This window comes from Acidovorax sp. A79, from assembly GCF_041154505.1.
Lineage (GTDB): Bacteria > Pseudomonadota > Gammaproteobacteria > Burkholderiales > Burkholderiaceae_C > Acidovorax.
Genome location: NZ_AP028672.1, coordinates 5,211,182 through 5,236,245 on the forward strand (window position 1 = coordinate 5,211,182; position 25,064 = coordinate 5,236,245).

22 protein-coding genes and 1 pseudogene are annotated in these 25,064 nt (G+C 66.6%); 18 read left to right on the top strand and 5 right to left on the bottom strand.

Annotated features, from left to right (window positions below; genetic code table 11):
- Positions 1-39 precede the first annotated feature (39 nt).
- From ACAM51_RS24055 to ACAM51_RS24065, 3 genes are read right to left on the bottom strand one after another with little or no spacing between them, the layout of a single operon-like run.
- Positions 40-465, bottom strand: coding sequence for an RNA-binding S4 domain-containing protein (locus tag ACAM51_RS24055; RefSeq protein ID WP_218294046.1), 426 nt, complete (start codon positions 463-465; stop codon positions 40-42).
- Positions 462-1,931: a sensor histidine kinase gene (locus ACAM51_RS24060; protein ID WP_218294047.1), complete on the bottom strand. Its 1,470-nt coding sequence runs from the start codon at positions 1,929-1,931 to the stop codon at positions 462-464. Before ACAM51_RS24060 ends, ACAM51_RS24055 begins: the two co-directional genes overlap by 4 nt.
- Positions 1,928-2,614, bottom strand: a complete 687-nt coding sequence (locus ACAM51_RS24065) for a response regulator transcription factor (protein WP_255591356.1) — start codon at positions 2,612-2,614, stop codon at positions 1,928-1,930. Before ACAM51_RS24065 ends, ACAM51_RS24060 begins: the two co-directional genes overlap by 4 nt.
- Positions 2,615-2,739: 125 nt before the next feature.
- Here ACAM51_RS24065 and ACAM51_RS24070 point away from each other — a divergent pair, with 125 nt between their 5' ends.
- The 15 genes from ACAM51_RS24070 to ACAM51_RS24140 all read left to right on the top strand — a co-directional run bounded on the left by ACAM51_RS24070 (position 2,740) and on the right by ACAM51_RS24140 (position 20,258).
- A complete protein-coding gene (locus ACAM51_RS24070) occupies positions 2,740-3,699 on the top strand; it encodes a tripartite tricarboxylate transporter substrate binding protein (protein ID WP_218294049.1) in 960 nt (319 codons plus the stop codon).
- A 76-nt stretch (positions 3,700-3,775) separates the two neighbouring features.
- Positions 3,776-4,294 (top strand): tripartite tricarboxylate transporter TctB family protein, encoded by a 519-nt coding sequence (locus tag ACAM51_RS24075; protein WP_218294050.1) that lies wholly within the window; start codon positions 3,776-3,778, stop codon positions 4,292-4,294.
- A gap of 12 nt (positions 4,295-4,306) precedes the next feature.
- On the top strand, positions 4,307-5,812 hold the full coding sequence (locus ACAM51_RS24080) for a tripartite tricarboxylate transporter permease (protein ID WP_218340748.1): 1,506 nt from the start codon (positions 4,307-4,309) through the stop codon (positions 5,810-5,812).
- Between the two features lie 207 nt (positions 5,813-6,019).
- Entirely contained in the window at positions 6,020-6,697 is a 678-nt protein-coding gene (locus ACAM51_RS24085; RefSeq protein ID WP_369642115.1) for a DUF2325 domain-containing protein, read from the top strand.
- A 116-nt stretch (positions 6,698-6,813) separates the two neighbouring features.
- Positions 6,814-8,325, top strand: a complete 1,512-nt coding sequence (locus tag ACAM51_RS24090; RefSeq protein WP_218340750.1) for a sigma-54-dependent Fis family transcriptional regulator — start codon at positions 6,814-6,816, stop codon at positions 8,323-8,325.
- A 152-nt stretch (positions 8,326-8,477) separates the two neighbouring features.
- On the top strand, positions 8,478-9,671 hold the full coding sequence (locus tag ACAM51_RS24095; protein ID WP_369642116.1) for a substrate-binding domain-containing protein: 1,194 nt from the start codon (positions 8,478-8,480) through the stop codon (positions 9,669-9,671).
- A 175-nt stretch (positions 9,672-9,846) separates the two neighbouring features.
- On the top strand, positions 9,847-11,319 hold the full coding sequence (locus ACAM51_RS24100; RefSeq protein ID WP_369642117.1) for a PHB depolymerase family esterase: 1,473 nt from the start codon (positions 9,847-9,849) through the stop codon (positions 11,317-11,319).
- A gap of 270 nt (positions 11,320-11,589) precedes the next feature.
- Entirely contained in the window at positions 11,590-12,363 is a 774-nt protein-coding gene (locus ACAM51_RS24105; protein ID WP_218294056.1) for an ABC transporter ATP-binding protein, read from the top strand.
- The gene (locus ACAM51_RS24110) at positions 12,360-13,106 is read left to right on the top strand and encodes an ABC transporter ATP-binding protein (protein ID WP_369642118.1); all 747 of its coding nucleotides are present in this window, start codon (positions 12,360-12,362) and stop codon (positions 13,104-13,106) included. The genes ACAM51_RS24105 and ACAM51_RS24110 overlap by 4 nt, the downstream gene beginning before the upstream one ends.
- Before the next feature lie 115 nt (positions 13,107-13,221).
- Positions 13,222-14,208, top strand: a complete 987-nt coding sequence (locus ACAM51_RS24115) for a branched-chain amino acid ABC transporter permease (protein WP_218294058.1) — start codon at positions 13,222-13,224, stop codon at positions 14,206-14,208.
- A gap of 16 nt (positions 14,209-14,224) precedes the next feature.
- Positions 14,225-15,298, top strand: a complete 1,074-nt coding sequence (locus ACAM51_RS24120) for a branched-chain amino acid ABC transporter permease (RefSeq protein ID WP_369642119.1) — start codon at positions 14,225-14,227, stop codon at positions 15,296-15,298.
- A 91-nt stretch (positions 15,299-15,389) separates the two neighbouring features.
- Positions 15,390-17,528: a D-(-)-3-hydroxybutyrate oligomer hydrolase gene (locus ACAM51_RS24125; protein WP_369642120.1), complete on the top strand. Its 2,139-nt coding sequence runs from the start codon at positions 15,390-15,392 to the stop codon at positions 17,526-17,528.
- Between the two features lie 100 nt (positions 17,529-17,628).
- Entirely contained in the window at positions 17,629-18,795 is a 1,167-nt protein-coding gene (locus ACAM51_RS24130; RefSeq protein ID WP_218294061.1) for an ABC transporter substrate-binding protein, read from the top strand.
- A 46-nt stretch (positions 18,796-18,841) separates the two neighbouring features.
- Positions 18,842-19,708, top strand: a complete 867-nt coding sequence (locus tag ACAM51_RS24135) for an alpha/beta fold hydrolase (RefSeq protein ID WP_218340757.1) — start codon at positions 18,842-18,844, stop codon at positions 19,706-19,708.
- Between the two features lie 82 nt (positions 19,709-19,790).
- Complete coding sequence (locus tag ACAM51_RS24140; RefSeq protein WP_369642121.1) at positions 19,791-20,258, top strand: DM13 domain-containing protein; 468 nt, start codon at positions 19,791-19,793, stop codon at positions 20,256-20,258.
- Positions 20,259-20,267: 9 nt separating this feature from the next.
- Here the strand turns inward: ACAM51_RS24140 and ACAM51_RS24145 are convergent, their stop codons facing one another.
- On the bottom strand, positions 20,268-20,522 hold the full coding sequence (locus ACAM51_RS24145; protein WP_369642122.1) for a glutaredoxin family protein: 255 nt from the start codon (positions 20,520-20,522) through the stop codon (positions 20,268-20,270).
- Positions 20,523-20,634: 112 nt separating this feature from the next.
- Between ACAM51_RS24145 and ACAM51_RS24150 the strand changes: the two are divergent.
- The 3 genes and pseudogenes from ACAM51_RS24150 (at position 20,635) to ACAM51_RS24160 (ending at position 22,859) form a co-directional block, all read left to right on the top strand.
- Positions 20,635-21,199, top strand: a pseudogene (locus tag ACAM51_RS24150) (lipocalin family protein).
- The gene (locus tag ACAM51_RS24155; protein WP_369642123.1) at positions 21,196-21,696 is read left to right on the top strand and encodes an NAD(P)-binding protein; all 501 of its coding nucleotides are present in this window, start codon (positions 21,196-21,198) and stop codon (positions 21,694-21,696) included. Before ACAM51_RS24150 ends, ACAM51_RS24155 begins: the two are co-directional and overlap by 4 nt.
- 380 nt (positions 21,697-22,076) lie before the next feature.
- Entirely contained in the window at positions 22,077-22,859 is a 783-nt protein-coding gene (locus tag ACAM51_RS24160) for a hypothetical protein (protein ID WP_369642124.1), read from the top strand.
- Between the two features lie 95 nt (positions 22,860-22,954).
- On the opposite strand, the gene ACAM51_RS24165 is transcribed toward ACAM51_RS24160, so the two are convergent.
- Positions 22,955-24,880 (bottom strand): sigma 54-interacting transcriptional regulator, encoded by a 1,926-nt coding sequence (locus ACAM51_RS24165; protein ID WP_369642125.1) that lies wholly within the window; start codon positions 24,878-24,880, stop codon positions 22,955-22,957.
- Positions 24,881-25,064: the final 184 nt, after the last annotated feature.

Consider the following 25,064-nt stretch of genomic DNA (forward strand, 5'->3'; position numbering starts at 1 on the left):
CTGGTGGCACGGAGCCTGGCCGGGTGTTTCGGGGACGGCCTATTCGTCGATCGACGCGCTCCAGCGGTCTCCCCAGCTGCGCGCGCCCACGCGCTCGATATCGCGCCGGTCGCGCTTGGTGGGGCGGCCCTCCTGCAGCGTGGCGGCGGGCTCGGGGGCCAGCCGCCGCTGTTCGGCAGCCTGTTCACGCGCCGTGATGCTGTCCGCCGTTTCCTCGTACAGTTGCTGCGCAATAGGGGCGGGTCCGCGCGCGCCGCTCAGGCCCCGCACCAGCACCGTGCGGGCGAGGGGGCCCTGGCGCAAGGCCACGGTATCGCCGCAGCGCAGGTCGCGTGCAGGCTTGGCCAACTGGCCGTTGACCGTCACGCGGCCCTTGCCGATCTCTTCGGTGGCCAGGCTGCGCGTCTTGTAGAAGCGGGCGCACCAGAGCCACTTGTCCAGCCGCATTGTCTCCGAGGTGTTCATGCGGAGGATTGTGACGCGTGTGCGTGGTTTGCACTGTCAGCCGATGGCGCGGCCAGTGGCAGGCGTACAACGGCATCCAGGCCCGCCACCCGGTGGCCCACCACGCGGTTGGTCAGCGAGATACTGCCCCCGATGGCCTCCACGATCTCGCGGCAGATCGCCAGGCCCAGGCCGCTGCCGGCGCGCACATCGCCCGCCGAGAACGGCTGGAAGAGGCGGGCCGCCAGCTCGCCGTCGATGCCGGGGCCCTGGTCGCTGAGGGTCAACGCCACATGGTGGCTGTCGGTGCGCAGGTCCACCGTCAGCTCGCTGCCCTGCGGCGCATGGCGCACGGCGTTGTGCAGCAGGTTGCGGCTCAGTTCGCGCAGCATCCACTCGTGGGCCTGGACCCGCGCGGGCACGGTCTGTATGCCGAAGTCCAGGTCGCGCTGCGCGATCAGTGGTGATATCTCCAGCGCCACGGTGCGCAGCACATCGTCCAGCCGCGTGGTGGGCGGTGCGCTCTGCTGGCGCAGTTGCTCCACCTTCGCCAGCGCCAGCATCTGGTTGGCCAGCTGGGTGGCGCGGTCCACCGTATCGCTGATCTCGTGCAGGGCCTGCCGGGGCTCCACGTCGCCCCGCAGGGCCGATTGCACCTGGGTCTTCAGCACGGCCAGGGGGGTGCGCAGCTGGTGGGAGGCGTCGCGCACGAAGCGCTTCTGGTGGCGCAGCAGGTGGCGCAGGCGCTGCATCACTTCGTTGGTGGCGTCGATCAGCGGCTGCAGTTCGCGCGGCGTGGAGGGGGCGGCGATGGGGCTCAGGTCGCCCTCCCGGCGGTCCTGCAGCTGCAGGCTCAGCTGCCGCACGGGATGGATGGCCCGCTGCACCACCAGCACCACGGTGAGGGCGATCACGGCAATCAGCAGGGCCTGGCGCAGCAACGTGTTGCGCAGGATCTGCAGGGCCAGCGTTTCACGCACTTCGAGCGTCTCTGCCACCTGGATCACGGCCATGGCCCGGCCTTCGGAGCTGGCCACGGGCTGCAGCAGCACGGCCACGCGCACGTCGCGGTCGCGAAAGCGGTCGTCGTAGAAGTCCACCAGCGCGGCGTAGGGCGGGCGGTCCGGGATCTTTCCACGCCAGACAGGCAGTTCGGCAAACCCCGAGACCAGTTCGCCATGCAGGTTGGAGACGCGGTAGAACATCTGGCTCTGGTTGTCGGCCTCAAAGGCTTCCAGGGCCGAGTAGGGCACGGTGGCGCGCAATTCGGCCGCGTCGTCAAAGCCTTTCACGTCGAGCTGTTCGCTGATGGTCTTGGCGGACGCCAGCAGCGTGCGGTCGTAGGCGGTGTGCAGCGATGCCAGCGTCTGCTGGTACAGGCTGAAGGTATTGAAGCCGATGAACAGCGCCACCGGCAGCAGGATGCCCAGCAGCAGGCGCCTGCGCAGCGAAGGGTGGCGGTGCCCGCCGGCGGGGGCTGCGGTCATGCGTCGGTCCGCAGCAGGTAGCCCAGCCCGCGCAGCGTCATGAGGGTCAGGCCGGTGCCCGCCAGTTTCTTGCGCAGGCGGTACACCACGACCTCGATGGCCTCGTACTGCACATCCAGCTGGCCGGGGAACACCAGCTCGTACAGCCGCTCCTTGGTGACGGCGTGGCCTGGTTGGGCGAGCAGGGCGTGCATGAGCGCCAGCTCGCGCGGCGTCAGCTCCATCACCTCGCCCTGGAGATACAGCGCGCCGCTGTTCTTGTCATAGCGGATGGCACCGATCTGCACGGTGCTGGGAGCCAGCTGCGTGCCGGGTAGGGGGTCCGCGCTGCGGCGCACCAGGGCACGCAGCCGGGCCTCGAGTTCGTCCAGGTCGAAGGGCTTGGGCAGGTAATCGTCCGCCCCTGCGTTCAGCCCCATCACCCGGTCGCCCACGGTGCCTCGGGCGGTGAGGATCAGCACCGGCGTTCGCAGGCCGCGCGCGCGCGCCTGCTGCAGCACCTGCAGGCCGTCGAGCCCAGGCAGGGTAAGGTCCAGGATGACGGCGTCGGGCTGGCGGGACGCCCACTGGCTCAGGGCGGATTTGCCGTCGCCCACCGCAGTCACCTCCATGCCGCGCCGGGTCAGTGCACGGTGCAGGGTCGCCTGCATGGTGGGGTCGTCTTCAACGAGGAGCAATTGCATGCGCGGCACCATAGCATCGTCTCATCGCATGCGCCGTATGGGTGTTTTCCCTGAGTCGCAGGACAGCCGTTTGACAGGCAGCGCGCGCATCATCGAACGGTTCGCAAACCTTACAAGGAGACACCATGCGTCGCGATATGTTTCTGAAATCACTGGCTGCCATGGCCGCAGCCGGCGTGCTGCCGGTATCGGCCCAGAGCGCCCACGCCATCAAGATGATGATTCCCGCCAACCCTGGCGGTGGCTGGGACACCACGGGCCGTGCGCTGGGCAAGGCCATGCAGGATGCAGGCGTCGCGTCGTCGGTGTCTTATGACAACAAGGGCGGCGCCGCTGGCGCCATCGGCCTGGCCCAGTTCGTCAACGCCAGCAAGGGCGACCCGAACGCCCTGATGGTGATGGGCGCCGTGATGCTGGGCGGCATCATCACGGGCAAGCCGCCCGTGGGCCTGGACAAGGTGACCCCGCTCGCGCGCCTGACCAGCGAATACAACGTGTTCGTGCTGCCCGCCAATTCGCCTTTCAAGTCCATGAAGGACGTGGTGGACCAGCTCAAGAAGGATCCTGGCAGCGTGAAGTGGGGCGGTGGCTCGCGTGGTTCCACCGAGCACATCGCGGCAGCGATGATCGCCCGCGAAGTGGGCGTGGACCCCGCCAAGATCAACTACGTGGCCTTCCGTGGGGGCGGTGAGGCCACCGCCGCCATCCTGGGCGGCAACGTCACGGTGGGCGGCAGCGGCTACAGCGAGTTCGCCGAGTACATCACCGCGGGCAAGATGCGCGCCGTGGGCGTCACCTCGGGCTCGCGCCTGAAGGGCGTGAACGTCGCCACGCTCAAGGAGCAGGGCATCAACGTGGAAATCGGCAACTGGCGCGGCGTGTACGGCGCGCCTGGCATCACCCCCGAGCAGCGCAAGGCGCTGATCGAGGCCCTGTCCAAGACCTTCAAGCACAAGGCCTGGCAAGATGCGATGGAGAAGAACGGCTGGACCCCCGCATGGATGGCCGGCGACGAGTTCGCCAACTTCGTGGATGCCGAGTTCGCCAGCATGCGCGCCACCATGGCCAAGTCGGGGATGATCTGAGGCCAGCAAGTTAGGCCTCGGCTGCGCGGCCCCTGCGGGGTGCGCGGCCTTGCTGCCCGCCCGGTGAAGGAAAAACATGACACAACAACATTCATCGCGCTCCAAGCCCTTGCAGACCCTGATAGGGGCGGGCCTGGTGGTGCTTGCGCTGTTTCTGGCCTGGGGTGCCAGCACGGTCAGCTCGGAGGCGGGCTACGGCGGCGTGGGCCCCAATTTCTTTCCCTGGGTGGTCAGCATCGCCTTGCTGATCTGCGGCGTGCTCTGCGTGGTGCATGCACTGACCGGGGGCTTTCGTGAGCTGGAAGAGGGCTCGGGCGACGAGCGCGCCCACTGGAAGGGTTTCATCTGGGTGTCGGCCGGGCTGCTGCTCAATGCCTTGCTCATCACGACGCTGGGCTTCATCCTGAGCTGCGCGCTGTGCTTCGTGCTGTCGGTGCGGGGCTTCAAGAGCTCGGAAGGCGAGCTGGACCTGCGCCTGCGGGCCTGGATCAAGGATTCCCTCATTGGCGTGGCCGTGGCCGCGCCGGTGTTCTGGATGTTTACGCAATTGCTGGCCATCAACCTGCCCGGCCTCACCAACACGGGGTGGCTGTAAAGCCTGCACGCCATGGAAACGTTGAACCTCCTGATGCAGGGTTTTGCCACCGCTGCCACTCCCATCAACCTGATGTGGGCCTTCGTGGGCTGCATGATCGGCACCGCCGTGGGCGTGCTGCCCGGCATCGGGCCGGCCGTGGCGGTGGCCATGCTGCTGCCCATCACCGTGAAGGTCGAGGCCACGGCCTCCATGATCTTCTTCGCGGGCATCTATTACGGCGCCATGTATGGCGGTTCCACCACGTCCATCCTGCTGAACACGCCCGGTGAGGCGGGCTCCATGGTCACCGCCATGGAGGGCAACAAGATGGCCAAGAACGGCCGTGCGGGCGCGGCGCTGGCGACCGCCGCCATCGGCTCGTTCGTGGCGGGCACCATCGCCACCGTGCTGGTCACGTTCTTTGCCCCCCTGGTGGCTGAATACGCCGTGCGCCTGGGCCCGCCCGAGTACTTCATGCTGATGGTGCTGGCCTTCACCACCGTGAGCGCGGTGCTGGGCAAGAGCACGCTGCGCGGCATGGTGGCGCTGTTCGTCGGCCTGGCCATGGGCCTCATCGGCATCGACCAGATCTCGGGCCAGGCGCGCTACACCGGTGGCGTGCCCGAGCTGATGGACGGGATCGAGGTGGTGCTGATCGCCGTGGGCCTGTTTGCCGTGGGCGAGGCCTTGTACAACGTGATGTACGAAGGCAAGACCGACGAAACCCAGAACCGCCTGACCAGCACGCACATGACCAAGGAGGAGTGGAGGCGTTCGTGGCCCGCATGGATCCGCGCCACCTTCATCGGCTTTCCGTTCGGCACCGTGCCCGCGGGCGGCAGCGAGATCCCGACCTTCCTGAGCTACGCCGCTGAAAAGAAGCTGAGCAAGCACAAGGAAGAGTTCGGCACCACCGGCGCCATCGAAGGCGTGGCGGGCCCCGAGGCCGCCAACAACGCGGCCATCACGGCCACGCTGATCCCGCTGCTCACGCTGGGCATTCCCACGTCCAACACCACGGCCATCCTGCTGGGTGCGTTCCAGAACTACGGCATCCAGCCCGGCCCGCAGCTGTTCGACACCAATGGCGCGCTGGTGTGGGCACTGATCGCCTCCATGTACATCGGCAACGTGATGCTGCTCATCCTGAACCTGCCGCTGGTGGGCCTGTGGGTGAAGCTGCTCAAGATTCCCAAGTCGTACCTGTACGCGGGCATCCTGGTGTTCTCCACGCTGGGCGTGTACGGCATGCGCCAGAGCGCGTTCGATCTGGTGCTGCTGTATGCGATCGGCCTCTTGGGCGTGGTGATGCGCCGCTTCGACTTCCCGGCCGCTCCAGTGGTGGTGGGCATGATCCTGGGGCCTCTGGCAGAGGCGCAGATGCGCAACGCCGTGTCGATTGGCGAAGGCAAGTGGACGATCTTCCTGGAGCGCCCCGGTTCGCTGACGCTGATCGTCATCGTGCTGTCCGTGCTCATCGTGCCGCGCCTGCTGCGGCGCTGGGCGGCACGCAAGCTGGCGGCGCTGGAGCGCTGATACACACAAAGGCTCGCAAAAAAGAAAACCGCGCCACATGGCGCGGTTTTTTCATGCGGGCACCGGCTGGTGCAGGCGGCGGATTTCGCAAGCCAGACCACAAGGGTTTCATGCCCCCGTTGCCTTCCCCACCAAGGTGACTTGCGTGCTCACAAGCCGTGAATCGTACCATAAAATGCGAATAGTTCTTATTTGCAAGGATGGTGCATGCAATCACTTCCGCAGGAGTTTCTGGCGCTCTGCCGCCAACTGGGCGATGCACAGAAGCGCTGCAGCACCGCCATGGCCGCCCAGGCCGCGCAGATCGAGGCACTGCAGCGCCAGGTGGTGCGGCTGCGCGCCCAGGTCATCGTGCGGGACACGCGCCTGGCGATGGCGCGGGATGAACTGGAGCGGATGAAGGCCGCGCACCCCGGCCTGCCCCGCCGCAAGGCCATGGCGCTCCACATCGGCGTGCTTGCCGAGCGCATCGCGAGCTTGTCGCGCGAATGCCTGCGCTGGCGGCTGGCGGCACAGGCCGATGCGGCTCCCGCCAGCGCCGTGGAGCCCGCCTGCGGCGCTGCGGCGGCCCGCGTGCATGCCCCGGCCGGCGCCCTGCGCGGGGCGCCCGCGGGCTCGGCGCTCGACGCCAACCTGGCCGCGGCCGACCTGGTGATCTGCCAGACCGGCTGCATCAGCCATGACGAGTACTGGCGGGTGCAGGACCACTGCCGCCGCACGGGCAAGCCTTGCATCCTGGTGGACCAGCCCCTGGCCGTGCGAGAGGCAGAGGCGCTGGCCGCCATCCAGCCCATGGTGGTCCTGCGCATGGTGCGCGCGCAGCGCCCTGCGGACGGCACCACCACCGGGCAGAAGGCGTTGATCTTGAATGAAAATGGCCGCTAGCGCTGAAGGAATAAGCGCAAGATGCTATTGATTTGATAGTATTTGGCGGCGCGGGTTCGAGGCGCTGCGCCGGGCCCGTGGCGCATCTGGCGGCCGCGCCGCGCTACCATCCGCGGATGCCCCTGCTCACCGACGACGCCCCCGCACTGCCGCTGGATGCCCAGGGCATTCTCGAACTGGCGGCGCGGTCCATGTTCCAGCTGTTTTCCAGCGTCAGCCAGGGCATGTTCCTGGTGGACCGCAGCGGGCGCATCGTGTGGGTCAACGAAGGCTACCAGCGCTTTCTGCCCGACCTGGGGTTCTCCTCGGTCGACCAGTTCGTGGGCCGCACGGTGGAAGAGGTGATCCCCAACACCCAGATGCGCCGCGTGCTGGAGACCGGCCAGCCCGTGCTGATCGACCTGCTCACCAACAAGGCGGGCACCTTCGTGGTCAGCCGCATCCCGCTGCGCGACGATGCCGACCGCGTGATCGGCGCCATCGGCATCGTGCTGTTCGACCACCCCGAGACCACGCTGCAGCCGCTGATCAGCAAGTTCGCGCTGCTGCAGCGCGACCTGGACGACGCGCGGCGCGAACTGGCCAGCCAGCGCAGCCGCTCCCTGGCCGTGGCGGGCGACGGCGAGCGGCGCGCCAAGTACACCTTTGCCAGCTTCATTGGCTCCAGCCCTGCGGCGGCCGAGGTCAAGCGCCAGGCGCGGCGCGCGGCGCAGTCCAGCAGCCCCGTGTTGTTGCTGGGCGAGACGGGCACGGGCAAGGAGTTGCTGGCCCACGCCATTCATGCGGCATCGAGCCGCGCGAGCGGCCCGTTCGTGAGCGTCAACATTGCCGCCGTGCCCGACACATTGCTGGAGGCCGAGTTCTTTGGCGTGGCCCCCGGGGCCTACACCGGTGCCGACCGCAAGGGGCGCGACGGCAAGTTCAAGCTGGCCGACGGCGGCACGCTGTTCCTCGACGAAATCGGCGACATGCCGCAAAGCCTGCAGGCCAAGCTGCTGCGGGCCCTGCAAGAGGGCGAGATCGAGCCGCTGGGCTCCAATAAGCTCGTGCCCTTCAACGTGCGCATCCTGGCCGCCACGTCGCGCGACCTGGCCGCGCTGGTGCGCGAAGGCAAGTTCCGCGAGGACCTGTTCTACCGCCTGCACGTGCTGCCCGTGCGCGTGCCGCCGCTGCGCGTGCGGCGCACCGACATCCCGGCCCTGGTGGAGGCGCTGGGTGAAGACCTGGCGCTGCGCAACAGCACGGCCCCGCCCGAGCTGCTGCCCGATGCCATGGCGCTGCTGGCGGGCCAGCCCTGGCGCGGCAACATCCGCGAACTGCGCAACGTGCTGGAGCAGGCCGTGATGCGCAGCGACTCGCCGTCCATCGACGCCGCCCAGCTCGAGCGTGTCCTGCGCGAGGCCGGCGTGGAGCCGGCCGCTCCCGCGCCGGTGCTGGACACGGCTTCCATGGCCGATGCCCAGGACGAAAGCCGCTACCTGCGTCCGCTGGCCGAGCAGGTGGCCGAGCTGGAGCGGCGCGCCATCGCGGCGACCCTGAAAGCCCATGGCGGCAACAAGCTCGCCACCGCACGGCAACTGGGCATCTCGCGGGCCACGCTGTATGGACGTCTGGAAAACCCTGAATAAATATCAGACATATGTCTGATATTTCTACAATTGGATTGTTCAAAAATCAGACTATGTCCCGCAGGCGTCAGCAGGGTTTTTATACAAATCAACAGCTTGCATGCTGGCATGAACTGTGCAATGTTCAGGCATCACAACAAGGAGACATCGCCATGCATCGTCGCACCCTGGTCGCCCTGGCCACCGCTGCCGTCACCGCCGCCACGCTTTCCACCCCCGCTTTCGGCCAGGCCGGGGAAATCCGCATCGCCCACATCTACAGCAAGACCGGCCCGCTGGAAGCCTATGGCAAGCAGACCCAGACCGGCCTGCTGATGGGCCTGAACTACGCCACCGGCGGCAGCATGACCGTCAATGGCAAGAGGCTCGTCGTGATTGAAAAGGACGACCAGGGCAAGCCTGACCTGGGCAAGAGCCTGCTGGCCTCGGCCTATTCGGACGACAAGGCCGACATCGCCGTCGGCCCCACGTCCTCGGGCGTGGCCCTGGCGCTGCTGCCCGTGGCCGAGGAATACAAGAAGATCCTGCTGGTGGAGCCCGCCGTGGCCGACGCCATCACCGGCGACAAGTGGAACAAGTACATCTTCCGCACCGGCCGCAACAGCAGCCAGGATGCCATCTCCAACGCCGTGGCCGTCGACAAGGCCGGCGTCACGGTGGCCACGCTGGCGCAGGACTATGCCTTCGGCCGCGACGGCGTGAAGGCCTTCAAGGACGCGCTCAAGAACGCCAAGCTCGTGCACGAGGAGTACCTGCCCACGACCACCACCGACTTCACTGCCGGTGCCCAGCGCCTGATCGACAAGCTCAAGGACGTGCCCGGCCGCAAGGTCATCTTCATCATCTGGGCCGGCGCGGGCAACCCCTTCAAGATCGCCGACATGGACTTGAAGCGCTACAACATCGAGATCGCCACGGGCGGCAACATCCTGCCCGCCATGGCCGCGTACAAGAACTTCCCTGGCATGGAAGGCGCCACGTACTACTACTTCGGCATCCCCAAGAACCCCGTGAACGAAGCCATGGTGGCCGCGCACTACAAGGAGTTCAAGACCCCGCCGGACTTCTTCACCGCCGGCGGCTTCAGCTCCGCCATGGCGCTGGTCACGGCCCTCAAGGCCACGAACGGCGACACCAACACCAACAAGCTCATCAAGACCATGGAGGGCATGAGCTTCGAGACCCCCAAGGGCAAGATGACCTTCCGTAAGGAAGACCACCAGGCCATGCAGAGCATGTACCACTTCAAGATCAAGGTGGACCCGGCCTTCGCCTGGGGCGTGCCCGAGCTGGTGCGCGAGATCAAGCCTGAAGAAATGAACGTGCCGATCCGCAACAAGCGATAGGCCGGTTTTTTCGATGCGTTAGCGAGGCCCGACGGACAGGACAACCATCCTGCTCCTTCGGGGTTCATCCCGCAGGGGCGGCCGCCCCTCTTTTTCCAGTGAATTGATGCATGAACCCCCGGATCACACGGGGGCAGGGTCGGTTTTTCTCAAAATTATTTGGAGACAAGACAACATGGCTTTCAATTTCATCCGGGCGGCTGCAGCAGGGGCTGTAATTTCAATGTGCGCAGCGGGCGGCGCGATGGCCGCCGTCAACCTGCCCGCGCTCAAGATCGACAAGACCCAGACCACCGTGTCGGGCCTGTCGGCTGGCGGCTTCATGGCCGTGCAGCTGCACGTGGCGTATTCGGCCACGTTTGCCAAAGGGGTGGGCGTGGTCGCGGGCGGGCCGTTCTATTGCGCCGAGGGCTCGGTCGTCAATGCCACGGGGCGCTGCATGGCCAGCCCGGCGGGCATTCCCACCAGCACGCTGGTCAGCACCACCAACACCTGGGCCAGCCAAGGCGCCATCGACCCCGTGGCCAATCTCCAGAACTCGAAGGTCTACCTGTTCTCGGGCACGCTCGACAGTGCGGTCAAGACCGGCGTGATGGATGCCCTGCGCACCTACTACAACAGCTTCGTGCCGGCCGCCAACGTGGTCTACAAGAAGGACATCGCGGCCGAGCACGCCATGGTCACCGACGACTACGGCAACGGCTGCACCACCAAGGCCGCGCCCTACATCAGCAACTGCAACTTCGACCTGGCCGGTGCCATGCTGCAGCACCTGTACGGCCCGCTCAATGCACGCAACAACGCGGCGCTGCCCACCGGCAACTTCATCGAGTTCAACCAGAGCGAATTCATCTCCAACCACGGCATGGCCGCCACGGGCTGGGCCTATGTGCCGCAGGCCTGCCAGGCGGGCGGCAGCACCACCTGCAAGCTGCATGTGGTGCTGCATGGCTGCAAGCAGAACATCAGCGATGTGCAGCAGCAGTACGTGCGCAACACCGGCTACAACCGCTGGGCCGACACCAACAACATGGTGATGCTGTACCCACAGACCAGCACGGCCGCCACCAACAGCTGCTTTGACTGGTGGGGCTACGACAACGCCAACTACGCCAAGAAGTCCGGTCCGCAGATGGCGGCCATCAAGGCCATGGTGGACCGGGTCTCCAGCGGCGGCACCACCAACCCGCCGGTGGACCTGCCTGCCCCCACGGGCGTGAGCACCTCGGGCGCCACCGCCAGCAGCATGGCGATTGCCTGGAATGCCGTCTCGGGCGCTGCCAGCTACAACGTGTACCGCAACGCCAACAAGGTCAACGCGCTGCCCGTGACCGCCACGAACTACAGCGACACCGGCCTGGCCGCTTCCACCACCTACAGCTGGACCGTGCGTGCCGCCGATGCCAACGGCGCCGAAGGCGCCGTGTCCGCCGCGGCATCCGGCACCACGCTGGCGGCGCCGGGTGGCGGCACGGGCACCTGCACCACGGCCAGCAACTATGCGCACACCCTCGCGGGCCGGGCGTACGCCTATGCGGGCTTCGCGTATGCCCTGGGCTCCAACCAGGGCATGGGCTGGTGGAACGTGTTCGTGACCACCACGCTCAAGCAGACCAGCCCCGGGTACTACGTGATCGGTACCTGCTGAAGCATGTACAACCCCGTGAGCCGCTTCGCGTCTTCCCCCTTCTCTCGGATGGCTGCGCCATTCGGGAAGGGGAGGCGCCAGCGCACGCAGGAGAAACGCCGCTGTGCAGCTTGGGCGGCCCTTGCGCGGCGATTGCTGGTTTCGCCCGCGCCAGTTGCGGAGACTGTTTGGCGATGAAAACGCAGTGCAGGTCTTGGCATCCCGCCGCAGGGCTGGGTTGCCGGGCTCTTTGAATGAAATGACGACGACCGTGAAAGTGAAACACCACCCATGAGCACCTTGGCCACCAAGGACTTGACCATCCGCTTCGGCGGCCACGTGGCGGTCAACGCCGTGACCTGCTCCTTCGAGCCCGGCACGCTGACCGCCATCGTGGGCCCCAACGGTGCGGGCAAGACCACGTACTTCAACCTCATCTCGGGGCAGCTGCGCGCCACGGCGGGCAGCGTCACGCTGGGCGGGCAGGACCTCACGGGCCAGTCGGTCTCGGCGCGCACGCATGCGGGCCTGGGCCGGGCGTTTCAGCTCACCAACCTGTTCCCGAACCTCAGCGTGCTGGAGAACGTGCGCCTGGCCGTGCAGGCCACGCAGGAGGGCAAGCACCGCCGGGGCCTGAACCTGTGGAGCATCTGGAGCGACCACCGCGCGCTGACCGAACGGGCGCTGGCCATCCTGCACACGGTGGCCATGCACGAGCGCCGCGACACCCCTGTGGCCAGCCTGCCGCACGGCGACCAGCGCAAGCTCGAAGTGGCGCTGCTCATGGCGCTGGAGCCGCAGGTCTACATGTTCGACGAGCCCACGGCCGGCATGAGCCACGACGAGGCGCCCGTGATCCTGAACCTGATCCGCGAGCTGAAAAAAGACAAGACCAAGATCATCCTGCTGGTGGAGCACAAGATGGACGTGGTGCGCGAGCTGGCCGACCGCATCATCGTGCTGACCAACGGCACGCTGGTGGCCGACGGCCCGCCGGCAGAAGTGATCGCCTCGCCCGTGGTGCAAGAGGCCTACCTGGGCGTGACGAAGGAGGCGGCAGCATGACCACCACCACCAACAACAATACCGGCAACCTGCTCGAACTCAAGGGCGTGCACACCCACATCGGCGCGTACCACATCCTGCACGGCGTCGACCTGGCCGTGCCCAAGGGCCAGCTCACCATGCTGCTGGGCCGCAACGGCGCGGGCAAGACGACCACGCTGCGCACCATCATGGGCCTGTGGCATGCGTCCCAGGGCTCGGTCCACTTCGGGGGCAAGGACATCACGGCGCTGAACACACCGCAGATCGCGGGCATGAACATCGCCTACGTGCCCGAGAACATGGGCATCTTCGCGGACCTGACCGTGAAGGAAAACATGCTGCTGGCCGCGCGCGGCGCCAAGAACGCGGCGCAGATGGACACGGCACGGCTCGAATGGATCTTCAAGCTCTTCCCGGCCGTGGAGAAATTCTGGAACCACCCGGCCGGCAAGCTCAGCGGCGGGCAAAAGCAGATGGTGGCCGTGAGCCGCGCCATCGTCGAGCCGCGCGACCTGCTCATCGTGGACGAGCCGAGCAAGGGCCTCGCCCCCGCCATCATCAACAACATGATCGAGGCGTTCGACCAGCTCAAGAAGAGCGGCGTGACCATCCTGCTGGTGGAGCAGAACATCAACTTCGCGAAGCGGCTCGGCGACACCGTGGCCGTGATGGACAACGGCCAGGTGGTGCATGCGGGCAGCATGGCCGCGCTGGCGCAGGACGAGGCACTGCAGCGGTCGCTGCTGGGGTTGGCACTATGAATTCCACAAAAAATTTCAAGCTATTTTGGCCTCTGGCGCTGGATGGCAAGGCGCCGAAAGCTATTAAAAATATAGCATTCAAGCGCGTGGCGCTTGCCACGCAAGGAGACCGGGCATGAGCATCACCCGCGACTTCGACTGGAAGCCCCTGGCCCTGGTGCCCGCGCTGGCACTGCTGGTGCTGCCCTTCATCGGCTCGCCCAGCACCTGGCTCACGCTCACGGTGGCGGGGCTGGCCATGGGCATGATCGTGTTCATCATCGCCTCGGGCCTCACGCTGGTGTTCGGCCTCATGGACGTGCTCAACTTTGGCCACGGCGTGTTCATCGCGCTGGGCGCCTTCGTGGCCACCAGCGTGCTGGGCACCATGGGCGACTGGACGCAAAGCGCCGAGCTGTGGCGCAACCTGCTGGCCGTGCTGCCCGCCATGCTGGTGGCCATGGCCGTGGCGGGCGCGGTGGGCCTGGCGTTCGAGCGTTTCATCGTGCGGCCCGTGTACGGCCAGCACCTCAAGCAGATCCTCATCACCATGGGCGGCATGATCATTGGTGAAGAACTCATCAAGGTCATCTGGGGCCCCGCGCAGATCCCGCTGCCGCTGCCCGAGGGCATGCGTGGCTCGCTGCTCATTGGCGATGCTGCCATCGAGAAATACCGCCTGGTGGCCGTGGCTGTGGGGCTGCTGGTGTTCGCCGTGCTGGCCTGGACGCTGTCGCGCACCAAGGTCGGCCTGCTCATCCGCGCCGGCGTGCAGGACCGCGAGATGGTCGAGAGCCTGGGCTACCGCATCCGCCGCCTGTTCATCGGCGTGTTCGTCGTGGGTTCGGCCCTGGCGGGCCTGGGTGGCGTGATGTGGGGCCTGTACCAGCAGAACGTGGTGCCGCAGATGGGCGCGCAGGTCAACGTGCTGATCTTCATCGTGATCATCATCGGCGGCCTCGGGTCCACGGGCGGCGCCCTCATCGGCGCGCTGCTGGTGGGGCTCATGGCCAACTACACCGGCTTCCTGGTGCCCAAGGTGGCGCTGTTCTCCAACATCGCGCTGATGGTGGCCATTCTGCTGTGGCGCCCGCAGGGTGTGTACCCGGTCGCGAACCGTTGAAGAGGAGTCCCAAGACATGCTGAACCGACTTCTTTCCAACGACTACCCGCGCAGCAAGGTGCTCGCGGTGATCCTGGTGGCCATCCTCATCGGGCTGGCGTTTGCACCCTTCCTGTTCCCGGGCGTCAAGGCGCTGTCGGTGGCAGCCAAGGTGCTGATCTTCGTGGTGCTGGTGGCCAGCTTCGATCTGCTGCTGGGCTACACCGGCATCGTGAGCTTCGCGCACACCATGTTCTTCGGCATCGGGGCCTACGGCATCGCGGTGGCCACCACCCGCCTGGGGCCGACCTGGACGGCGCTGGGCGTGGGCATTGACGGCGCGCTGCTGCTGTCGCTGCTGCTGTCGCTGGCAGTGGGCTTGTTCTCGCTGCGCGTGCGCGCCATCTTCTTCGCGATGATCACGCTGGCCGTTGCCGCGGCGTTCCAGACGCTGGCCTCGCAGCTGTCGGACATCACCGGCGGCGAAGACGGCCTGACCTTCAAGGTGCCCGAGATCCTGTCGCCCAGTTTCGAGCCCTTTGAAGAGCCCTTCCTGGGCGTGGCCATCGACGGCCGCCTGATCTGCTACTACCTGCTGTTCGTCGCGGCGCTGGCGCTGGTGCTGGCGCTGCTGCGCATCGTCAATTCACCGTTCGGCCGCGTGCTGCAGGCCATCCGCGAGAACGAGTTCCGCGCCGAGGCCATCGGCTACCGCGTGGTGGTGTACCGCACCACGTCGAGCGTGCTGTCGGCGCTGTTCGCCACCATGGCGGGCGCGATGCTCGCGCTCTGGCTGCGCTACAACGGACCCGACACCTCGCTCAGCTTCGAAATCATGATGGACTGCCTGCTCATCGTGGTGATCGGCGGCATGGGCACCATCTACGGATCGGCCATCGGCGCCGTGCTCTTCCTGGTGGCGCAAAGCTACCTGCAGGACCTGCTGCGCCTGGGGCACGAGGCCACCTCGGGCCTGCCCTGGCTGTCTGCGCTGCTCTCGCCGGACCGCTGGCTGCTGTGGCTGGGCGTGCTGTTCGTTCTGTCGGTGTATTACTTCCCTACCGGTGTGGTGGGGCGCCTGCGCGCGGCAGCTGCGCGCAAGGCGGGGTAGGCGGCCCCTTCCCGCACGCGGGCTGGTGCGGAAGGGGCATGGGTCAGCTGTGCAAGAAGCAACGCGAAGAAAAATACCAGGAGACAAGCACATGATGAGCATGAAGACAGGGTTTCGTCCGTTCGTTCCCGCCGCGGTGGCAGCCGCCGTTCTCGCCGCCTGTGGCGGTGGGGATGGCGAGCAAGTCCCCCTCAATGCAAAGCCCGCATACCTGGGCGCCATTGCCGAGACTGCCTATGACGGCAGCAGCAACGACCTGTTGACCGCGGGCCTCGGTGCCACCGGCATGGCGGCGGCGCTGCCGCCCGCCTATGCCGACCCGCTCAAGCCCACCGCCGCCGAGTTGCGCCGCACGGCCATCCACACCAACTACCGCGCCATGCTCGACATGACGGCCGCGGGTGGCTACGGCCTGCTGTACGGCCCCAACGTGGACGCGCAGGGCAAGGTCACGGCGGGCGAGGGCAAGGTGGCGGGCACCGAGTACATCGCGTTCGCCGACGACGGCACGGGCCGCAAGAATGTCACCCTGATGGTGCAGGTGCCTGCGAGCTTCGATCCCAGGAAGCCCTGCATGATCACCGCGACCACGTCGGGCTCGCGCGGCGTGTATGGCGGCATCTCCACGGGCGAGTGGGGCCTCAAGCGCGGCTGCGCCGTGGCGTATTCGGACAAGGGCACGGGCGGTGCGCCGCACGACCTGCAGAACGACACCGTGCCGCTCATCGACGGCACCCGGACCACCGCCACCGCGGCGGGCAAGGATGCGGCCTTCAATGCCGGGCTCACGGCATCGGAGCTCGCGGCCTTCAACAAGGCCACCCCCGACCGCTTCGCCTTCAAGCATGCCCATTCAGGCCAGAACGCCGAGAAGGACTGGGGCACCACGACGCTGCAGGCGGTGGAGTTCGGCTACTACGTCCTCAACCAGCGCCACGGCGAGACCAACGCGGCCGGCCAGCGCCTGAAGACGCTCACGCCCCGCAACACCATCGTGATTGCGTCCAGCATTTCCAACGGTGGCGGCGCTGCGATCGCCGCCGCCGAGCAGGACACGCAGGGCCTGATCAGCGGTGTGGCCGTGTCCGAGCCCGCGCTGGAGCTGCCCGCCAACCCTGGCGTCACGGTGCGCCGTGGCAGCACCGAGGTGGCGGTCACGGGCAAGACGCTGGTGGACTTCACCACCTACGCCAACCTGTACCAGGCCTGTGCATCGCTGGCGCCGTCGGTCAGCGCCAGCCCCTTCGCCGCGGCGTTCGCGGCCGGGTTTGCCAGCGCGGCGCTGCCCATCGCGCCCAACCGCTGCGCGGCGCTCAAGACGGCGGGGCTGCTGTCGGCCTCCACCACCGCAGCGCAGGCCGAAGAGGCGCTGCAAAAGCTGCGCGCCTATGGCTGGGAGCCCGAGTCGAACGACCTGCATGCCTCGCTGGCCGCGTTCGAAGTGGCCCCGGCCGTGGCGGTGACCTTTGCCAACAGCCTGTCGCGCAGCAGCGTGAAGGACCACCTGTGCGGCTTCAGCTACGCGGCCACGGCGACCACGGGCGCGGTGGTGCCCCTGGCGGCCGCAGCGTTGCCGGGCATGTTCGCCACCGGCAACGGCGTGCCGCCTTCCGGTGGCATCAACCTCGTGAACAACCTGGGCAAGCTGGGCCCGGCGCGCGACTTCCTGTCGTTCTCGGACGCGGGCGTGGCCGACTGGAACACGGCGGGCGCGCTATGCCTGCGCAACCTGGTCACCGGCACCGACGCAGCGGCCAGGAAACTGCAGGCCGGCGTGGATGAAACCCGCCGCAACGGCAACCTGCGGGGCAAGCCCGCCGTCATCGTGCACGGCCGGGCCGATGCGCTGCTGCCCGTGAGCCACACCTCGCGCCCCTATGCCGCGTTGAACAAGAAGATCGAGGGCGCAGCCAGCCGGCTCAGCTATGTGGAAGTGGCCAACGCCCAGCATTTCGACAGTTTCATCGGCCTGCCCACGGTGCTGCCGGGCTACGACACGCGCTACGTACCGCTGCACGTGTACCTGAACCACGCGCTCGATGCCGTGTACGAGCACCTGGCCAATGGCAAGGCCTTGCCCGCCAGCCAGGTGGTGCGCACCGTGCCCCGGGGCGGCACACCCGGCAGCGCGCCGGCCATCACTGCCGTCAACGTGCCGCCACTGGCCACCGTGCCCGCTGCGGCCAATGCCATTGCCATTGCGGCAGGCGCCATCTCCATCCCCGACTGACGCGGGCCCCCGGCTGGCGAAAGAGGGAATCACCCCGTGTGCCGCGCCCGCGGTGGGCGTGGCGCCGGGGCCATGTGTTTCTGGCGCAAAGGATGGATGTATGAACGCTGTGATGAAGACCTGGGGCCGCCGCATGGCGTCGGCGCTGGCGGTGCCCGTTGTGCTGGCCCTTGGCGCCGCTGGCGGCACCGCGCCCGCGCGTGCCGCCGAGATCGTGGTGGGGCAGGTGGCGCCCTTGTCGGGCGTGCTGGCCAGCACCGGCGCGCAGATGGTGCTGGGCGGCAAGATCTACTTCGACTGGATCAACGCCCAGGGCGGCGTGCATGGCGCCTCCATCCGCCAGGCGGTGGTAGACGATGCCTACAAGGTGGACGACACCGTGAAGCTGACCCGCGAGATGCTGGCCAGGCCCGAGGTGGTGGCGCTGTACGGTTTCGCGGGCACGGCCAACATCACCCAGCTGCTGGCCGACGGCGTGCTGGAGCAGGGCGGCGCCGCGCTGGTGGCGCCCTACACGGGGGGCGAATCCCTGCGCAACCCTTTCAACCCGTGGATCTTCCATGTGCGCGCCGGGTATGCGGACGAGACTGAACACATGGTCCAGCAGCTCACCACGCTGGGCATGAACCGCGTGGCCGTGATGTACCAGGACGACGGTTTTGGCAAGGCGGGCCTGGCGGGCGTGGAGGCGGCGCTGGCCAAGCGCAACCTCAAGCTCGTGGTGGCGGCTGGCTATGAACGCAACACCGACAAGGTGGACGATGCCGTGAAGGCCATCAAGGCGGCCGACGTGCATGCCGTCATCATGATCGCCGTCAACAAGCCCGCGGCCGCGTTCATCCAGCGCTACCGCGAGCAGGGCGGCGGCGCGCAGCTGTACAACATCTCCGTGGTGGACCCGACCGAACTGGTCAAGCTGGCGGGCCTGAAAAACGCCCACGGCCTGGGCATCAGCCAGGTGGTGCCGTACCCCTACCGGCCTCAGCTGCCGGTGGTGCGCGAGTACCAGTCGCTGCTCAAGAAATACGCACCCGATGCCGAGGTCAACTACACCAGCTTCGAGCAGTTCCTGGGCGCCAAGGTACTGGTCGAAGCCCTGCGCCGCGCCGGGCCCCTGCCCACGCGCACCAAGGTCGTCAAGGCGCTGGAGTCGATGCAGAGCTATGACCTGGGCGGCATCACGCTGGGCTATTCGCCCACCAACCGCATCGGCTCGCGCTATGTCGAGGTCACCGTCATTGGCAGCAATGGCCGCCTCATGAAGTAGCCGGCCGCCACCTGTTTTCCATCTGTTGTTCCCAAAGGTTGCCACCATGTCCCCCATCTCGCGCTACGCCACTTGCGCCGGCTATGAAATCCACTACATGGAGTGGGGTGCGCGCGATGCCCCCGTGGTGGTGGCATGGCATGGCTTGGCGCGCACCGGGCGCGACATGGACGAACTCGCCGCGCACCTCGCCCCGCGCTACCGCGTGATCTGCCCCGACACCATCGGCCGGGGCCTGAGCCAGTGGGCGCGGGCGCCGCAGGACGAGTACCGCCTGTCGTTCTACGCGCGCATCGCGGCCGGCCTGTTCGACCAGCTGGGCATCGAGAAGGCGCACTGGGTGGGCACGTCGATGGGTGGAGCGATCGGCACGGTGTGCGCATCGGGCCTGTTCCAGCCGCAGTTCAAGGAGCGCATCGCCAGCCTGCTGCTCAACGACAACGCGCCCCGCCTGGCGGATGCCGCGCTCGAGCGCATCAAGGCCTATGCGGGCCACCCGCCCTCGTTTGACACCGTGATGGAGTTGGAAGCCTTCTTCCGGCAGGTGTACCAGCCCTACGGCTGGCTCAGCGATGCGCAGTGGCGCCGCCTGACCGAGACCTCGACCCGGCGCCTGCCCGACGGCCGCGTGACGCCGCACTACGACCCGGCCATGGTGCAGCAGTTCACGCACCACACCAACGACTATCTGATCTGGGACCACTACGACGCGCTGGAGATCCCCGTGCTGTGCCTGCGCGGTGCGGAATCCGACCTGGTGCTGCGCGAGACCACCGCCGAGATGCTCACGCGGGGCCCCGGCGCGCGCGGGCTGGCGCAGGTAGTGGAGGTGCCCGGCTGCGGCCATGCACCCGCGCTCAATGTGCCGGCGCATTACGCGCTGGTAGACGGGTTTCTGGCACGCGCATCCTGAACGGATAGAGCGGGGAGTCGCGCAGCGTTGAAGGCGAGGGCGCCGCGCGGTACATTGGGCCCACATCACGCAACCCCTCGCCATGAAACCCCTGCTGCTCATCGCCTCGCACCTGCTTGCCCTGGCTTTGGGGTTTGCGCTGGGTGTGTATGTGCTGCCGATCTTGATAGCGCCGGATGCGCCCACGCAGCAGGAGATCCAATCCAGCCTGCCCACCGCCCCATGGACGGCCACCTTCCGCCGTGACCTGAAAGACAGCGACGCCCTGCACTGGGGCGAGGGCGCCGTGTCCCTCGGCCCGCAGGCCGTCAGCCTGCTGGGCAAGCTGGCCCCGGGGCCGGACTACAAGCTCTACCTGTCGCCCGAGTTTGTCGAGACCGAGGCCGAATTCAAGCGCCTCAAGCCCCAGATGCTGCGCGTGGGGGATGTGAAGACGTTCAACAACTTCATCGTCCCGGTGCCGCAGGGCGTGGACCTGGAGAAGTTCAACACCGTGATCGTGTGGTGTGAGACCTTCAGCGAGTTCATCACCGCGGCGCAGTACCGGTAGTTCAGGCCGTTAAGCTGGGCTCTGCGGGGCGATTTGCGCCAACGCTGCCTGCAACCCGGCCAGTCCACCTACGCGCTGGTCATTGATAAAGATCTGCGGCATCTGCCGCACTGAGGGCCCGCACTTGGCATAAAAGGCCAGGCGCTCGGCCTCGTCATCGATCTTGATTTCCTCATACGGCAGCGAGCGCGACTTGAGGAGCATCTTGGCCGACTCGCATTGCGGGCAGGCGGACTTGGAATACACAGTGATTTGAATAGCCATGGTGCAAGTTTACGGGGCACGGTATGGGCCAGACGTGCCAGAGGCCATCCGACACCGCACGGAAATCCCATCGAGTTGCCATTTGGTTTGTTTTGCGACTGATTGGTAATTTATGCCCCGATTGTTCCCCTGGGCCCACCGGTCCGTGTTGCTGGTGATGGTTGCCATGGTGTTGGCCCTCACTGGCTGCTCATCCGCCAGCCCACCCCCCGGCATCACACCCTTCACCCCGTTCGACCTGGCCCGCTACGAAGGCTGCTGGTACGAAGTCGCCCGGCTCGACCATTCGTTTGAACGCGGCATGACGGACGTGAGCGCCACCTACCAGCGTCAGGGGGACGACAGCGTGCGTGTGCAACCGGGGCTTTGACACCGGCAAGAATGGCTGGCGCCAGGCGGACGGCAAGGCGAAGTTCACCGGCGATGCGAACACCGCGTCGCTCAAGGTGTCGTTCTTTGGTCCGTTCTACGGCAGCTACCACGTGGCCGCGCTGGATGCGGACTACCAATGGGCGCTGGTGGTGAGGCCCGACCTCAGCTACTGCTGGATCTTGTCGCGCACCAAACAACTGGCCCCGCCGTGCGCGAGCAGCTCATCGCCCGTGCCAACGTCCTGGGGCATCGACACCCAGGCGCTGATCTGGGTGACCCACGAACGCACCGACCCAAAATCATGAAGCTCCCTGCGCCACAAACCATTGCCGTCATTGGCGCAGGCCTGGCAGGTCTGTCGTGTGCGCAGGCGCTGCTGCAGGCAGGCCACATGGTGCATGTGTTTGACAAAAGCCGTGGACCTTCCGGCCGCATGAGCACCCGTTGCCCTGAAGACGAGCACGGTGCCTGGCAGTGCGACCACGGCGCGCAGTATTTCACCGCCCGCGATCCCGCCTTTCGTGCGGAGGTGGCCCACTGGCAGCGGGCGGGCGTGGCCGCAGTGTGGGATGCCCGCCTGGCCAGTTTTGACGGCAGCATATGGACCACGCCGCACACTCCGCTGGAGCGGTTTGTGGGCACACCGCGCATGACGTCGCCCGCCGCGTGGCTGGTGCAGAGCCTGGGCGACCGTGCGCGGCGCAGTGGCAAACCACCGTACAGCGGCTGGACTGCTCCGAGGGCGGCTGGACCATCACCTCCGCAGAGCATGGCCCACTCCACCAGCGTTACGACGCTGTGATGTTGGCGGTGCCTGCCCCGCAGGCCGTACCGTTGCTCGCCCCCGTAGCGCGCGCTGGCGCTGCCGTGGCCGCTGGGCCGTGATGCTGCGCTACGCTGCCCCCGTGGCCATGCCGTGGGAGGGCGCCTTCATCAACACCGGCCCGCTGCGCTGGGTGGCGCGCGACAGCAGCAAGCCTGGCCGATGCCACGTTGAGCCAGAGCTTCCGGCTGGGCATGGTGTACAGGCAACTCCAAAATGCAGGGTCCGCAACTCGATGCGCTGCGCGACCATGCCGCTGACCTGCGCACGCGGCTGGATGCGCTATAGCCCTCCCTACCCATCACCCAACGCCGCTCCCACCGCAGGACCGCGCCATGTCTCACGCACAGCCCCCCGCAATGCCGTTCACCTCCCTGCAGTCTCTGCCACCCGGCAACGGAAGTTGGCAAGACGGTGCTAACGTCATATCCATGCTTGAGGACTATTTCTCCCTTCAATTGAAATTTGCCAAGTGCTACGCGGTGAAAGCAGCAGTGCCGTTCGACGTCGCCATTGACCGCTGTACCAACTTGCGACGCAGGCTGAATCTGTGGGGGGACACTGGCGCGAGTAGGTGGGATCTCTTTCTGGACAGGGTAAAAAGCGCGGTCGATGACCATGCCGAGCAAGTCGCTTTATGTGCCGGGTTCCAACGATCTCTTTCCTACGTCGAAGTCACACGGTCGTTCGGCTGTTTCTCTTACGATCCGCCCGATGCATGCGGTACCTTGCGCATCCACTTTGTTGCGCCGGATGGAATCAATTCCAGTCCGCTGGCTATTGAGAATTCCAGTGCGAGGAGGGCCGACCTGCAAGATCTGATTTCGCATGTTCAGCGCACTGAGCCCAGCGTTACAACCGTGCGCGGCGTTTCCTGGCTCTACAACCTGCAGGCATATAGGCGGCTCTTTCCAACGGCCTATAGCGCTTCAGTTCAGACCGCACGGTTTCCTTTGCACTTGAACGGGAGTTCAACCTGGGGCCAGGTACTGAACTGGCGGCAGGAGGTGAAGCCGGCTGTACGAGATCAATTGTTAGTTCGCCTCAATGACATGGAGGTCGCAACTCCTTGGCGGGTCTTTCCGCTCCAAGCTTTGGTCGCTACAAGCCAGATCGAGGTGTTTTATGACTGGTTCACATGAAGGTTGTCGAATGTCGGACATGGGCCCGAACCAGTCTTCCAAGTGACCTGCTTGGGTGACCGCAACCGTTGCAAGCCGCTCGCATTGTTCCTTCCTCAAATCCCAAACTTCTTCACCCGATAAGCCATCGTCGCTCGGCTGATCCCCAGCAGCCTTGCCGCCGACGCCACATTGCCTCCCGCGCTGTGCAGCGCCTGCCGCAGCAATTGTTCTTCGGCCTGATGCAGCGGCGCGACCGTTGGCGTGGCGGTGGGTGTCGGGTTCCAGCTGGATGTTGGCTGTGGGGGTGCTGGGTTTTGCGGGGCAACGGCGCCCGCGGCAACTCCACGTTGCGGCTGCCCCGTCGCATGCAGCGTGCCCGTGCTGTTCGGATTCAGGTGCAGCGACATCACGTCCGAGCTCGGCTGTTCGCCCCCGGCAAACAAATGGTGCGGCTCGATCGGCTCGCCATCGGTGGCCAAAATCACACTGCGCTCGATTAGGTTCTGCAGCTCGCGGATGTTGCCGGGAAACGGGTAGTGAAACATCGCCTTCACCGCTGCCTGGCTGAAGCCGGGTACCTGGCGCTGGTGCTTGCGTTGGTAGTGCGCAAGGAAGTGGCTCATCAGCAAAGGGATGTCGTCGCGCCGGTCGCGCAGCGGGGGCAGGTGGATGGGGAATACGTTGAGGCGGTAGAACAAATCTTCGCGGAAAGTGCCTTCGCGCACGGCCTGGCGCAGGTCCACGTTGGTGGCGGCCACCAGGCGCACGTCCACGCGCACGGTGCGGGTGCCGCCCACGCGCTCTACTTCGCCCTCTTGCAGAGCGCGCAGCAGCTTGCCCTGGGCCACCAGGCTGAGCGTGCCGATTTCGTCGAGGAAGAGGGTGCCGCCGTGCGCGCGCTCAAAGCGCCCGGGGCGCGATGTGCCTGCGCCGGTGTAGGCGCCACGCTCCACGCCAAACAGTTCGCTTTCCACCAGCGTGTCGGGGATGGCCGCGCAGTTGATAGCCACAAAGGGCTGGTCTTTGCGCGGGCTGATGCGGTGCAGCATGCTGGCAAACATCTCTTTGCCCACGCCCGATTCGCCGGTGAACAACACGGTGGCGGCGGTGGGCGCCACGCGCTGCAGCATGTGGCAGGCGGCGTTGAAGGCGGATGAGGCGCCCACCATGGTGGCTTGGGCCGTGGGCTCGGCGGCGGTGCCTGCGGGGGGCGCGGAGGTTTTGCCCGGTGGCACGCCCAGGTAGGTGGTGCGCGCCTTGCCCTGCGCCCCTTCTGGCATCGAGGGGGGCAGCGATGCGGGCGGGGTGCCCACAAAGTCCTGGGCGTTCAGGTAGAACAAATCCTGCTCGGGGTCTTCCCACAGGTGGGCCGACTTGCCGACCACGCGGCAGTGCGCGGCGCCGGACGAGCGGCAGTCCACCTCGCGAAAAACGATCATGTGGCCGAACAAGGTGCTCACATAGCCCGTGGCGTAGCCCACCTGCATCCAGCACGCGGGCGATCCGCCCACGCCATAGGCGGCAATGTGCTCGTCGTCCTCGCTGGAGTTGTGCCACAGGAATTCGCCTTCGTACGCGCCCCTGTCCGCGTCGTAGCGGGCGTGCACCACTTCCACCTGCACCACGCCCTCCAGCGCATGCAGGCGGGTGCCCGCAATGGCCGCCGCCGTGGGTTCGGCATTCGGCCATTGCTGGCGCACCAGGCGGGCGTCGCGCGCGCCGCTCACATAGCCCGCGCGGGTGAGCAGGCCGCGTGCCTTGTCCAGGCCGATGCTGTCGATCAGCTCGCGCCGCAGCGATCCCAGGGCCTCGGAGTGCAGCAGGATCATGCGCTGGTCTTGCAGCCAGATGCGCCCGTCGCCGGGCGAGAAGAACAGGCATTCGCTGATGTCGGCCACCGTGGGGTGGGTGTGCTGGCTCACGCCGACGGTGTCGAACCCGCCCAGGGCACAGGGCTCGGTCGGGGCAAGCAAACCCCCGGCCTGGCTGGTGGCTGTGCTGCGATTCAGATCGGCCAGGGAGACACGGCGTCGGGACATGGGTTCTCCGGCAGTCATCAAAAATGGATCAGAAAGTGATCATTTGAGCAATTGGCAAGCGGCCATTTGTTTATGAATGGTAACTATTTGGTGGCAAAAAGTCCCCCATGCCAGCCGTCTTTCAGCCTAGGGAAAGTCCGTAGCGTCCCCTCTCAAAAAAGCCTCGTCGAGCGTGTTCAACGGC